A 14,046-nucleotide genomic window follows, 5' to 3' on the forward strand; every position below is an offset into this window, starting at 1 on the left:
ACGTACTGAATAATTAATGATGAGTCCATTACTTTAAAATCTGATATACTATCATCGACACAAAATATGCCAAACCTGTCATCATGACCACCTGAAAACCGGTCCATTTCCAGCTTTTGGTTTCTCTGTAGACTACTGCAAGTGTAGAAACACACTGCATTGCAAATGCATAGAAAAGGAGCACCGAAATTCCGGTTGCAAAACTGAAGACTTTTTCTCCGTTCGGTTTTACGTCTCTTCTCATTTTATCAATAACTTTCACTTCCGGGGCATCATCTTCCAGACTGTAAAGCGTAGACATCGTTCCCACAAAAACCTCTCTCGCTACAAAACTGGTAAGAATTCCCACTCCCATTTTCCAGTCGTAGCCAAGCGGAGCAATTACAGGTTCTATTCCTTTACCCATTTTAGCCAGGTAAGAATGATCCAGGTGAACGTCTGCAGCTACAAATTCATTTGTTTTCCGGCTAGGCCCGAAATAGCTTAAAAACCAGATAATGATACTTACGATGAAAATTATTTTTCCGGCTCCGGTAATGAAGTCCCATACTTTTCCTAAAACCATTTTAAAGTCATATCCGAAAAGTGGTTTTTTATAGGCTGGAAGATCCATTACGAGATACGTTTTTCCTTTACTTTTTATAAATCTTTTTAGGATTGCTGCGGAGAACAAAGCTACTAAGAATCCAAGGAGATACATTCCCATCAAGACCAATGCTTTGTATTTGATTCCTAAAAATGTTCCTTCTGAGATAATCAGTCCGATAATGATACTGTACACTGGAAGTCTCGCGGAACATGTCATAAATGGTGTTACCAATATTGTAAGGAGTCTTTCTTTTACATTCTCAATATTTCTTGTAGAAATGACTGCTGGAATTGCACAAGCTGTTCCTGAAACCAAAGGAACAATACTTTTCCCGTTAAGCCCGAAGGGACGCAGCAATCTATCCATCAGAAATACCACTCTTGCCATATATCCTGAATCTTCCAGTAAGTAAAGGAAGTACAGCAGAATTCCGATCTGTGGTGCAAAAACCACAATTCCTCCTATTCCCGGAACAATTCCGTTTGAAATCAGGGAATTAATTGGTCCTTCCGGAAGATGTTCGCTGGTGAATGCAGCCAACCAGGAAAAGGTTTCTTCGATCCAGTTCATCGGATATTCTGCAAGGAAGAAAACACTTTGGAATATAATTAATAAGATCGCTAAAAAGACTACGTAGCCCCAGAATTTATGAACTAAAACCTTGTCCAGTTTTTCCGTTAATAATTCTTTGAACTGAGCCTTTTTAAAAATTACATCAGCCAGTATTTTGTCTACCTTCTGATATCTCCTCACGGTTTCCTGAACCTGCAATCTTTTCGGAACCAGGCTTTTAGAATCAGCCTCATTAAGCTGTTCCATTACTGAGCCAATTCTTCCAAGATCTGTTCCCAGTGAAAGGCTCATCCATGCTTTATATTCATTATCGAAACCTTTATGTGCTGCCAGTTTCTGAATAAAATCTCTGTGCTCGTTAGGGGTTTCAAAAGAAAGGGTATCTGTTTTTACAAATTCATTGTTGTAAACAGCCTCTCTTACGGCATCAATCCCGATTTGCTCTTTGGCATTGGTCTGAATAATTTTAATGCCTAATGCTTGGGAAAATTTTTGAATATCTATAGTGATCCCTCTTCTTTCTGCCTGGTCAATCTGATTGACAATCAGAATCATTGGGATTCCGAGGTCCTGAATCTGCTGGAACAACAGTAATCCTCTTTTTAAACTTAATGCTTCAAGAATATAAACAACTCCTGCGTAGTTTTTCTGCTCGTCAATAAGGTATTTGGAAAAAATTGCCTCATCTTCCGAGCTGGGATACACGCTGTAAGAACCTGGAAGGTCAATAACCTCAACATCCTGATCTTTATAGGTATAGTTTCCCGAATGACTTGCTACGGTAACGCCGGCATAGTTTCCAGTTTTCTGCTTTTTGTTGCAAAGTGTATTAAAAACTGTTGACTTTCCTACATTAGGATTTCCGACTAAAAGTATCTGTTTTTTCTTGTTTTCCTGCATTAATTCAATTCTTCAACAATGATATAATCTCCTTCTTCCTCACGAAGAGCAATCCGGCTTTTTTCTGCTCCAAACTCCACATACATAGGCCCGTTGAATGGCGCCTGATACAAAATTCTGAAAGTGGTTTCAGGAAGAAGCCCCATTTCAATAATTTTATTGGGCATTTTAAGATGGTCATTATCATACCCCAATATCTTTCCTATTTTATTTTTAGGAAATCCACTTAATTTATGTAATCCTTTCTCTTTCAAAGACTAATTTTTAGTCCTGCAAATATACGCTATTTAAATTTAATCTAAATAACGTTTTGGGATAAAAGAAATCAACCCAAACACATTGCTGTATCTGGGTTGATTCAAAATATAATTTAGTTGATATGAATGCTTATTTTTTCTTCTTGTCAGAAGTCTGCTCTTTTTCTATGGGATTATCATTAGATCCGAAGAAATCTTTTACCTGCTTTTCCAGTCTTTTCATGAAATCTCCAACTGTTCCGTCTGTTCCCGGCATTGGTCTGCTCATATTTTCTGCTGTCATATAAGGTCTTGATTCTGCAAACGGATCTGCTTTGTACCCCTCATAAGACTTCAGGAATTTTTCTTTGGATGTAGGTGTTACTGTATTGCTCATCATTCCCATCTTAGCATTGATCTTATCTGCATATGATAATTCTTCATAGTTTTCGATCTTTTTATTTCCGCTCAACTGCCAAGAATAGTTTTTATCAGCGTCTTCAATTTTTACAATCAGACCGGGAAGTCCTTTAAATTTATAAGGGCCATCCTGAAAAGGAATATCTGAACTGAACCATGCCGTCCATTTTCTTCCTCCAAATTCAGTAGTTGCTTTCTGAGCATTATATGCACCTACCTTTTCTTTATCAGGTAAAATGCTCCATTGCAGTTTCGGTTCGTCATCGTATGAAAAAAGATTTCTACTGATTCTGTCTACATACTGAACTTTCATGTCTGGATAAGTCTTGATGATCTTATAAGAAAATTTCGGCCACTTAATCAGCTTAGTCATATCCTTAAAAGATTTGGTTTTCTCCATTTCTTCTATCTGTACTTTAATGATAGAATCCTGAGCAGGCATAGTATAATCCTGATAGATTGATTTCTTTGGGGTAATATCAAGAATGGTAATGATCTTATCGATTCTTGCCGAATCTTTCTTAGGCTTAAAACTCAGTTCATAAAAGAAACGGTTGGCTGTTTCCTTTGACTCCTGAGCTCCTGCAAAAGCAAAAAGAGCAATAAGAAATATGGAGAATAACTTTTTCATTGTAGCAAGTTTATATAATTAGTAATAAGTTCACTTCTTTTGTTACATTTTTTCTGAAATTTTATTTTGTAATAAAAATTTTCAGCTGTCCCGGATGACCGATTACTAAAAATTATGATTCTCTTAAAACAGTTTCATTTTTAAAACGCTTACCTTTAAGTTTCTAAAAAACAAAATATTATGGATACCTTATCTCAATTAAAATCCGAACTGGAGGGAGAGTTCCAAACCACCAAAAAATTTATTGAACTATTCCCTGAAGGAAAGAACGATTATGCTCCGCATGAAAAAAGTATGAAAATGATGCCTCTTGCCACTCATCTTGTAGAAGTTTTTGAATGGCCGAACACTATTTTGAAAACTTCTGAACTGGATTTTGCCAAAGGAGACTATAAACCTACCATTCTTTCTACAAGAGATGATCTCATGAAAAAACTGGAGGACGATTATCAGTCTGCAAAAACAGCATTGGAAAACAGTACAGAAGACGATCTGAACCCAAGCTGGACTATTAAAAATGATGGGCACGAACTGGCAAGCTGGAGCAAGTACGGAGCAATCCGGCATGCTTTAAACCAGATCACCCATCACAGGGCTCAACTGGGAGTGTATTACAGACTCAATAATATTCCTTTGCCGGGAAGCTATGGGCCTTCAGCAGACCAGCAAAGCTTTTAATTTCAGTATATCTCAATAAAAAACCAATCCGGATGGATTGGTTTTTTGTTTTATTTAAAGTTGAATTTTACACTTAGCATGACCTGGCTTGGGCGGAGCTGCATTGTCGTCTGAGTGATAGTTGTATTATCAATATCTATTCTTTCAAACACCTTCTTGTTTGCGATATTCATCCATTTCACTTCAAAATCGACTTTCTTTTTAGTCCATGAAAACTGATAGGAAAGATCAAAGAATCCATTATTATATTTTATGTCTGCAGATTTTGAATTGATCTGATCCCAGTAAAATCCTAGAGTATGGTTTTCTAACGGATAAAAGAAAACGTTTAGGTTATGGCTATACCCTTCCGTTTTTCCTTGATTTCCTGTAAGGAAGATATTAGATGTTTTATTCCACGTTTTAGAAGCATTAAAATCTACACTCATCCATGAGAAATAGGTATTATTAAATTTGACACCCAAAGTATTTCCGTTGGTTTTATTATCAATATCATCCGTGTTTCTAATGGATTGAGACTTAGAAATAGTATTGTTATAACTTAATGAAGCATTGGTTTTAAACTTAGGAAAATATTTTCCTATTTCCGCATAATAAGTATTGCTGGTTCTTTTATTTTCTCTTTCCAAGTATTCTGTTACTCTGAAACCTGATTCATTAACAGTACTTGAAGCAATAAGGTTATTTTTTGCGTCGCTTATTCTATATCCTACATTGAAGAAAAGATTATTGAGCGGATTTCTATACTCCAATCTTACCCCTGCATTTTTTGTATTGGTTTCAGGAATCGGGTTTTTTGGATTCATTACATTAAATCCTCCGGGATTCGTAAGAATGTATCCTGCATACGCTGTCTGAATGTCTCCGAAATTATTACTGATCCCTCCATTCACACTGGCTTTGAAGAATGAGGCAAATGAATATTGGGCAAAAAGATTAGGGGTAAATGTTACTTTACTTAATGATTTAGAAACATTTCTAAATGCATCTTCAGCCTTGATATTATTAAAATTTACAGGGAAACTTGAAAACAAACTCCATGACTCAGATTTATAATTAATTCCAACAGAAGCCGTTGGATTAATTCTAGTGAATTTCAGATCATTTTCATAATTTAAACTTGTAAAGTCCGGAGAATTATTCGTTGTACTACCATCAAAGTTTGTTGTCAGTTTATCTGTAGAAAGATCAAATCCTACCTGTGGAGTGAATGTCCATCCCTTAGAAGAGAAACTGATATTTGCAGAATGTGATGTATCTAAAGATTTAATTCTGAAATATTGTAAAGCAGTACTGCCTGGCGTAAATTTTATGGTTGTAAAATCATTACTTCCAGTTTCTTTATATGGGAATTGTAAGTAATCGGCTGGAGAAATTTCTAAAATCTGCTTATCATTCTGATAGCTGATATAGGACTTGAAATTCACCATTTTTTCTTTCCAGGGAATAATTGTACTTAAAGAGTTCTGGAAAGAGGTTGTAGGTGATTCTAAAGCCTCATTTCCAATTCTGTAACCTTGCTTATCATTTCTTTCAGCAAAAGCTCTGTCTGCATTCCAAAACTGTGAAAATGTAGTTGTATTTTTAAAGAATCCCTTTTTAGCATTTTTTGTAAAAATCAATTCACCTTTTAGTTTATCTGTATAGAAATTATTCAGGAATCTCGTTGTGTATTGCGTTCCTTGCTGAATATCTCTGGTAACACTATTTGATTCTCTTTCAACTGCATTATTAGTATAGTTTGCATTGGCTTTAAGCTCCCATTCTTTCTTTTTATCAATATTGGTAAGATAATTGGCTGACAAATAATGAACGCTGTTCATCAAATACCTTTTTACCGGAAGATCAGGCACGGATGCATTTTCTACACTCAACCAGTTATTTTGAGAGATATTACTTCTTCTCCCTTCCCATGAACTTCCGAAAGCAAGAATATTTCCTTCATTTTCCACCTGCTCGCCCATGTTATTGGTTTTATAATTGACGACCCATTGGCTTTTCTGTCCGAAAAACATGGGAGTCAGTTTTACATTCCAAAGCCATGGATCTCCGAAACCGGTTCCTACTTCTCCTCTACCTGTCATGGTAACAGAATTTTTAAGCTTGATATTGATGGCAGCCTGATCTGAAGGCACTTTATCCTGAAGGATTTTTACCGGCTGGTGGTTTTCAAGAACCTCTACTTTCTGTACGGCATCTTTTGGAAGGGAGTTGTTGATGGTTCCATACCCACCTTCCATCAGGTCTTTTCCGTTTACATAGAATTTATTGATGGCATTTCCTTGGTAGAGAATCGTTCCGTCTTTGTTGACCTCAATTCCCGGAATCTTTTTCATTACATCCGCAAGGGTTCTGTCGTTCTTACTGTTGAATGCTTTAAGATCATAAGAAATGGTATCGCCTCTTGCGGTAATCATTTTCGTTTTCAGCTGTACTTCTTTAATTTCTGTGGCTTCAGACTGCATTTTAAAGTTCAGTGTCTGATCGCTGTTATTGATTTGCTTTGTAAGAGGTTTCTGATTGAAGGCTTTCACTTTTAGATCTACATTGGATTCAGCAGAAGTAAAAGTTACTTTATATTCACCTTTGGAATTTGTAATGGCATAAGCAAGAATAGCATCTTTCCCAGGTTCCTCTATGGTTACACTGGCACTTGGTATTGCAACCCCGTCATCATCAGTAATTTTTCCTGAAACCGTTTTCTGTGCGAAAGTAAGCACAGTAAAGAAAAGCATCAGAAATAAAGGAATATTTTTTTTCATACTTATTATTTGCTCAATTAGTTAATCATTGTGGTTTTTTGTTACACTTTTTATAAAGATGAATTTTATCACCAAAGGTTAAATCACTATCACTACAAACATAGTTATAATTTTCAAATTTTTTATTCTTTTAAAAAAAGAAGTTTTTCTTAAACAAAATGATAAACAATTTACCCATTTGTTTTCAAATATTTATTATATCATAAGAACCTATTTGGTATAAAAATTTGCAAAAGGTGAAAGCGATTTATTTTTTGATTAATGTAACATTATCGGGATAGATTTTGTCTTTTTATAGTATATGAAGAACAATTTTACGAGGAAGCAAAGAAATTAATATTCTTACTGATTCTAAATAGGAAAATCTGATTTGAATCATAGATTAAAAAAAAATTAAACACTATTACATAAATATATATTTAATAATTTTGTAACATAAAATTTATAAAATGGGAATTATTTTAAAGCCTATAGATGTTGTAGATGACATTTCAAAAGAAGAATTCTACGAAAAATATCTGAAGCCAAGAAGGCCCGTTGTCATCAGGAATATGGCAAAAAAATGGCCTGCTTATCAAAAATGGACGATGGAATATATGAAGGAAGTTGTAGGAGATGTGGAGGTCCCGCTATATGACAGCTCAAAGGCAGATCCATCTGCTCCCATTAATGCATCAGCAGCAAAAATGAAGTTTGGAGATTATATAGATCTTATTCAGCGAGAGCCTACTGATCTTAGAATTTTTCTCTTCGACCCGATAAAATATGCCCCGAAACTTTTAGAAGATTATATTTCTCCCAAAGAATTAATGGGCGGCTTCCTTGATAAGTACCCGAATATGTTTTTTGGCGGAAAAGGATCGGTAACGTTCCTCCACTTTGATATTGATATGGCTCATATTTTCCATACTCACTTTAATGGAAGAAAGCATATTCTTCTTTTTGATTATAAATGGAGAGAAAGACTTTATCAGATTCCTTATGCAACCTATGCACTGGAAGATTATGATATTGAAAATCCTGATTTCACAAAATTCCCGGCCCTGGATGGTGTAGAAGGAATTGAATGTTATCTTGAACACGGAGATACATTGTTCATGCCTACCGGATGGTGGCACTGGATGAAATACCTGGACGGAAGTTTCTCAATTTCTTTAAGAGCATGGGACAAATCATGGGCAGTAAAGGCACATTCTCTGTGGAATCTTACTGTACAGCGCAAGTTTGATGATATTATGAAGTCCAATTTCAAAAAGAGCTACATGGACTGGAAAGAGAAAATGGCAGTTAAAAGAGCAGAAATAGCTTTGAAAAGAGGCTTACCAAGATAATAAAAAGGCGTTTCGATTGAAACGCCTTTTTTAGTTTAATTATTTAGTATCAACAACTTACAACACCCTATAAACCGGATACTGCCTGAAAGTTTTTTCCTCAAAATAAGGAGAATGTCTGTAGATCCAATCCAGTTGTGCAGTTCCATCCTCAGATAATTTTTTATCCGATGCCTTCGCTGCTTCAAATGCTTCTTTAAGTTTTTTATCCTTTTTAAGGAGTTCAGCAGCTGTATCTTCAAAAATATAAGCGGAATAGTATTCTTTCTGAGCCAGAATTCCATCAAAGAAATTCCAATTGAAGAATGAATCTAATGCTTCAGGTTCAAGCGTTTCAATAATATATTTTACTCCAGGCTGATGGGTAGAAACCAGATAATCTCCGGCAGCAAATGTTATATTCTTCTGAGAAGTGTCAACCACTGTTTCAAAATGCATGTAATGTCCTTCATAAGGGTTTTTAACGGTTTTAAAATCTTTAATTTTATAAGATTCAACAGACAAAGTACTGTCTTTCTGTATCGGACTCATCTGAATATTGTTTCTTTTCAATTCTTCAATCACGCGGTACTGCGATTGTGGAATGACATAATACTTCGGAATGGTAATGTATCCCGTTGGAACAGCTGTTGTAAAGAGTTTTATATTCTTAGTAAAAGGCTTGCTTCTGTCATAATACAGCCTTGGTTTTCCTGAAACTTCACTGGGTTTATATTTTCCTTCGTAGCCTTTAAAATCCATCGTAGAGAATTTTGTGGAGTCTATTTTCCAACGGATTCCGTACTGTTTTCCGGCTTGATATTGTTTTAAATTTTCAATGCGGAGCTGCTTTATTTTATGATAATCTTTATCTAAATTCTGAAGGTTAACCAGCATATATTTGTAGGTAGCATCTACTCTTTTGTCGTAAGGTTTCAGCATATGGGTTTCCGGAACCGTACCTAAGGTGTTGAAGAGAGAAGTGTATCCCGTAGAGTATCTGGGAGAGTCTTCAAAGGAGGCAAATCCTACTTCCGGAACGTCTCCGTGAATGTTGACATAAGGCGTACTTTCATAGCCTAATTTCTTCATATCTTCAAGGTTTTTCACCTGATAATCATTGTAGAAATAGTTTCCAAGGGTATTTCCCAGGCGTTCTTTAAAGGTAGAAATATAGGTAAATGTATATTGATAATCTGCTCCGTTGCTGACATGATTATCAATAAAAACATCAGGTTTCAGCCAGTGATAGATTTCCTGGAAACTTCTTGCATTTTTGGAATCTGCCTTGATAAAATCCCTGTTCAGGTCGTAGTTCCTTGCATTTCCTCTGAAACCATACTGTTCAGGTCCATTTTGATTGGCTCTGGAATAAGATCCTCTGTTCAGCATTCCGCTCACATTATAGGCTGAAATGGCCGCGATAATAAAGTTTTGAGGTGTTTTAACCTTCTTAATGGCGAGATCTCTCATCAGCATCATGGTAGCATCTATTCCATCCGGTTCTCCAGGGTGAATTCCGTTGTTCACAAATATAAGGGCTTTGTCTTTTCTTAATTTTTCAAGATCTTTTTCAGGAAAAGGATTATAAACGACCACATAGATAGGTTTTCCGTTGTCATCTTCTCCTTTTTTAAGGTATTGAATGGTATTGAAATTTTTAGCCAGATCCTCGTAATAGCTGTTCATTTCACTGTAGGTAACGGTTTGGTTTCCATTCCCTTTTTCAAAAGGGGTCTGAAATGATTTTTGAGCCAGGACCAAGGTAGAACTAAGGGTGAATAAAAGATATTTAAGTTTCATTAAAGTCATATTTTCAGACTTTAAAATTAAACATCTTTTGTGAAACGGGGATGTGATGGCAGTTAAATTGTAAAAGGTGAAATTATTTTAAAAGAGAAACCTAACAGGTTTTAAAAACCTGTTAGGTTTGTTCTCAACAGTATTAATTTCTGCCGTTTTCTTCAGGATATAAGGAGGGAAGCGGATCGCTTTGCCAGAATTCTTTAGTATCAATATCCATGATGGATAAGGCTCCGGTATAAGCTGCTCCGGTATCCATATTCCAGATATTGGCTTTGTTCGCCGGAATTGTAATTCCAATATCAAGAGTTGGCGTATGTCCGATGAATATTTCTTTATATAAAAGCAGCCTTTTTGGATAAAGCGCTGAGTTTCTCTGCAATTTTTTATCCATTGCTACAGCTGTTTCCCAGAGAGTTCTGTCCCAACGGTAATTACTGGAATACTCTTCTCTTTCAGGGCCGTGCATGGAAGCATATCCGGCATGAATAAACAGTCGGTTCTGATCGTCGATATGATAGTTTTTCATCCTTTGAAAAAATTCAAGGTGAAGATCCAGATCTTCAGGAAGATATTTTTTGTAGCTCTCTACAGTACTTTTTCCTCCGTTGAAAAGCCAGACATCGGGACTTTTGCCTGATGTTAACCAGTCTTCACACCATGTATCGTGGTTTCCCTTGATGAAAATACATTCCTGCTTTTCGGAGAGTTCGATTAAGAATTGTATAATTTCGGAAGATTCACTCCATCCATCTACGTAATCTCCCAGGAAGATCAGTTCATCGCCGGGTGTCACTGCTGCTCTTTCAAGAACCTGCTGTAAGGCTTTAAATCCTCCGTGAATGTCTCCTACGACTAATGTTCTGTTCATTTACTTTGAAATATATTTTGCATCTACAAAATCTGTGAGCCAAACTCCATTCGCAGACTGAAAGAAATTGAGTCCATCCTGATGCATGGTTCCGGTTCTGATGGTAAGAATCACAGGTTTGCCGTGTCTCATCCCGACCTTTGTAGCCGTCTCTTTATCAGCGCTTAAGTGCACATGCTGACGGGTTCTCTTTTCAATTCCTTTTTCCAAAATGGATCTGATATTAGCTTCAGCTGTTCCGTGATAAAGAAATTCAGGAGGCTGTATGGCTTCCAAAGCCAGATCAATATCAATTGAATGTCCCTGGCTTGCCCTGATCATCGTTTTATCTTCATTAAAAGCAAAACGCTTTTTATTATTGGTTTCTACTACCTCATCTAATTCTTCGGGAGTAACATATATTCTTTTCCTGGCTGACTTTTCTCTCAGCTCTTCCACATCTGCCCAACCGTTTTCATCCAGCTTCAGCCCTATGCTTTCCGGCTGGTGGCGCAAGATCAGGCTTAAAAATTTACTTATTTTCTTCTTTTCTATTTCGTTCATGGTTTGTGTCTTAATTTTTCAATAAGATTTCTAATGGTAAAATAATCCTGAGCTATTTGATCATAAACTGATCTTTCATTTTCGGATATTCCTGCAAGAATTCTTTTCTGCTCATAATAACTTTGTTCAAAATCTTCATCGATGGCATCTTTTTTATCTTCCAATTCTAAATACACTCTGATAACCTCATCGTCAAGACTATACGAAAGCAATTGCTCTTTTATATAGTTATTCCAAAAAGAATCCTCTTCATATTGTTCCTTTTTCAATTCAGCAATTTTATTTTTACTTTCGTCCGTTATCAGCTTATCGTTCAGTTTTCTCCATAACAGATCTTCAATAATTCCTTCTCCAAATTCTCCACGGTTTACCAAATATTGCGGATCATAAGTCTTTAGATGCTGTAGGAAATTTTCATTTTTATTCGGATAAATAAATATGTTCCGAAGATACATTCCTAAGCCGAAAAGCCCTCCCAGCTCATCAAACTTTAAAGCGAGTGATTGATTCCTGATTTCATTGATATTATCTTCATTCAGTTCTTCATTTATTAAAAAACCAACGCCTTCTTCAACTGTATTTATTTTTGATCGCTTTTCATCATAGTACTGGATTGAAATTTCTTCTTCAGTTGATTCGGATGTACCATTTTCATAATCAATCTGCTTTTCAAAATAATCATAAGGAATAATTTCTCTGTTGTTGGTATGCAGATATGTCTTTAGTCTGAATTCAAAGAACCTTTTTTCTTTCTCCAATATTCTTACACTCTCCTGGCTGATATTCAAGTTCTTTCCTGCAATTCCAATGATCTTAATCTTATCTTCAATCAAAGAATTCATCTTATCCAGATCCTCAGTATTTTCAATCACTAATTGTTCCTCATCAGATGCCGTAAGATGAGATATTTTTTCCTTCTCTGTTTCAAACTGTACAAGAAATTGCAAATGTTTTCCGGCACTTTCCGGGATCTTTTTAATATTAAAATGCAGTGGAAAGCAGGCCAGAAATTTTTTAAACTTTCCCTTCTCAATTTCCAACAGTTCTTGTTCTGAAATAAATGTATACAGTTTGATCAATGTTGTCCAGTTTTTTTAGCGAGTTTCTCACACAATGCTTCAATATCATCCTTTCGCACCAACTCAGCAATCCATTCTTCAGGAATATTTTCATATCCATAATAAATTCCGGCAATTCCTCCGGTGATAGCTCCTGTGGTATCTGTATCTTCTCCGAGATTAACCGCTTTTAGAACGGCTTCAGAATAGCTTTCTGAGTTGAGAAAACACCATAGAGAAGCTTCCAGGCTGTGGAGGACATAGCCAGAAGAACTTATTTCCTCCTCCTGCAATGTATGCAAAGAAGCCAAATCATATTCTCCTATTTTTAATTCTAAAATCCGATGAAATTTATCCATTTCATTTTGTGAACAAATAGGATTACAATCCAAAAATTCCCGAACTGTTTTCTGCATTATCCTATATGCTTCCCATTTATCTTTTCCTTTTAGAATTTCTAAAGCAAATTCCAAATAAATAAAACAGGCCAAAATTGCACGGATATGTCCATGTGTAATAGAAGAAACTTCTTTTATAATATCAAAGCGCTTCTCAATAGGAAAATCTTTGATGTAAAATAATAATGGCATGATTCGCATTAAAGAGCCATTTCCATTATCGAATTCCGAATTGCCACCGCACAAAGTAGGAGAAACACCTTTTCCTATTCTATAAATTGCTTGTGAAGTTGCAATACCTATATCAAAAACCTTTCCATGAGGGGTCCAAATTTCTGCATTGTACCATTGCAAAAACTTCAGAGCCATATTTTCGAGGTTATACCCGTTACACAAACTATCTGCAAGACATAATGTCAAAGACCCGTCATCACTCCATGTTCCTGCAGACTGATGATGAGTTCCTAAAGCACGCATTTTAGTAACAGGCGAACGCTTAAGTTGTTCTCTACTTCTAAATTCTACAGGAACACCAAGGGCATCTCCTATGCAAACGCCCATGATTCCTGCTTTTACTTTATTTTTCATCAGGCAAGATTCACCAGTTTATCAAATAATAATTTCATTCCCTGAGTTGCAGTTTCTTTCATTACTACGGCTCTTTGTCCATAGCCAAACCCAGTTTCATTAGGATTAATTACAATTAAAAGACAGTCGTCTTTGATATCATGAATCAGTCCTGCTGCCGGATATACCTGCAACGAAGTTCCGATTACCAATAGAATATCTGCCTCTTTCACAATTTCCCGTGCCGTTTGATACAGAGGAACATCTTCTCCAAACCAAACGATAAAAGGTCTTAATTGCGCCCCATCTTCTGCTTTGTCACCGATATTGATGTCCTCTTTTTGGTCATAAATCAGGTTTTTATTATTGCATGAGCATGATTTGAACAGTTCTCCGTGAATATGAAGGATATTGGTAGATCCAGCTCTTTCGTGAAGATCGTCAATATTCTGGGTAATGATCTGAACATCAAAATATTTTTCCAGTTCTGCCAATAAGTGATGCGCCTCGTTGGGCTGTACTTCATGCAGCTGGCGCCTTCTCTGGTTGTAAAATTCCAGCACCAAAGCTCTGTCTTTTCTCCATCCTTCCGGACTTGCCACATCCGTTACATTATGATTTTCCCAAAGACCGTCTCCGTCTCTGAAGGTTTTTATTCCGCTTTCGGCACTGATTCCAGCGCCGGTTAATATGGTTAGTTTTTTCAT

The 14,046-nt window shown here is 36.2% G+C and carries 12 protein-coding genes; 2 read left to right on the forward strand and 10 right to left on the reverse strand.

Going from position 1 to position 14,046, the window contains the following annotated elements; all coding sequences use genetic code 11:
• Window positions 1-28 precede the first annotated feature (28 nt).
• The 3 genes from feoB to J2786_RS14115 all read right to left on the reverse strand — a co-directional run bounded on the left by feoB (window position 29) and on the right by J2786_RS14115 (window position 3,349).
• Window positions 29-2,062 (reverse strand): ferrous iron transport protein B, encoded by a 2,034-nt coding sequence (gene feoB, locus J2786_RS14105; protein WP_047426391.1) that lies wholly within the window; start codon window positions 2,060-2,062, stop codon window positions 29-31.
• Window positions 2,062-2,316, reverse strand: coding sequence for a FeoA family protein (locus J2786_RS14110; protein WP_047426393.1), 255 nt, complete (start codon window positions 2,314-2,316; stop codon window positions 2,062-2,064). The genes feoB and J2786_RS14110 overlap by 1 nt, the downstream gene beginning before the upstream one ends.
• Window positions 2,317-2,449: 133 nt before the next feature.
• Entirely contained in the window at window positions 2,450-3,349 is a 900-nt protein-coding gene (locus tag J2786_RS14115) for a GLPGLI family protein (protein WP_047426395.1), read from the reverse strand.
• A 180-nt stretch (window positions 3,350-3,529) separates the two neighbouring features.
• Between J2786_RS14115 and J2786_RS14120 the strand changes: the two genes are divergently transcribed.
• Window positions 3,530-4,027, forward strand: coding sequence for a DinB family protein (locus tag J2786_RS14120; protein ID WP_047426398.1), 498 nt, complete (start codon window positions 3,530-3,532; stop codon window positions 4,025-4,027).
• Between the two features lie 50 nt (window positions 4,028-4,077).
• Here J2786_RS14120 and J2786_RS14125 read toward each other — a convergent pair whose 3' ends face one another.
• Window positions 4,078-6,789, reverse strand: coding sequence for a TonB-dependent receptor (locus J2786_RS14125; RefSeq protein WP_047426400.1), 2,712 nt, complete (start codon window positions 6,787-6,789; stop codon window positions 4,078-4,080).
• Between the two features lie 449 nt (window positions 6,790-7,238).
• Between J2786_RS14125 and J2786_RS14130 the strand changes: the two genes are divergently transcribed.
• On the forward strand, window positions 7,239-8,120 hold the full coding sequence (locus tag J2786_RS14130) for a cupin-like domain-containing protein (protein WP_047426402.1): 882 nt from the start codon (window positions 7,239-7,241) through the stop codon (window positions 8,118-8,120).
• Window positions 8,121-8,177: 57 nt separating this feature from the next.
• On the opposite strand, the gene J2786_RS14135 is transcribed toward J2786_RS14130, so the two are convergent.
• The 6 genes from J2786_RS14135 to J2786_RS14160 form a co-directional block, all read right to left on the reverse strand.
• Window positions 8,178-9,902: a M14 family metallopeptidase gene (locus J2786_RS14135; protein ID WP_047426404.1), complete on the reverse strand. Its 1,725-nt coding sequence runs from the start codon at window positions 9,900-9,902 to the stop codon at window positions 8,178-8,180.
• A gap of 142 nt (window positions 9,903-10,044) precedes the next feature.
• On the reverse strand, window positions 10,045-10,773 hold the full coding sequence (locus J2786_RS14140; RefSeq protein ID WP_047426405.1) for a metallophosphoesterase family protein: 729 nt from the start codon (window positions 10,771-10,773) through the stop codon (window positions 10,045-10,047).
• Window positions 10,774-11,316 (reverse strand): RNA 2'-phosphotransferase, encoded by a 543-nt coding sequence (locus J2786_RS14145; RefSeq protein WP_047426407.1) that lies wholly within the window; start codon window positions 11,314-11,316, stop codon window positions 10,774-10,776. It lies immediately after the preceding gene.
• The gene (locus tag J2786_RS14150) at window positions 11,313-12,395 is read right to left on the reverse strand and encodes a hypothetical protein (protein ID WP_310025651.1); all 1,083 of its coding nucleotides are present in this window, start codon (window positions 12,393-12,395) and stop codon (window positions 11,313-11,315) included. Before J2786_RS14150 ends, J2786_RS14145 begins: the two co-directional genes overlap by 4 nt.
• Window positions 12,392-13,360, reverse strand: coding sequence for an ADP-ribosylglycohydrolase family protein (locus J2786_RS14155; RefSeq protein ID WP_047426410.1), 969 nt, complete (start codon window positions 13,358-13,360; stop codon window positions 12,392-12,394). The genes J2786_RS14150 and J2786_RS14155 overlap by 4 nt, the downstream gene beginning before the upstream one ends.
• A complete protein-coding gene (locus J2786_RS14160; RefSeq protein ID WP_047426412.1) occupies window positions 13,360-14,046 on the reverse strand; it encodes an SIR2 family NAD-dependent protein deacylase in 687 nt (228 codons plus the stop codon). The genes J2786_RS14155 and J2786_RS14160 overlap by 1 nt, the downstream gene beginning before the upstream one ends.

The organism is Chryseobacterium vietnamense, from assembly GCF_031454475.1.
Classification (GTDB): Bacteria; Bacteroidota; Bacteroidia; order Flavobacteriales; family Weeksellaceae; genus Chryseobacterium; species Chryseobacterium vietnamense.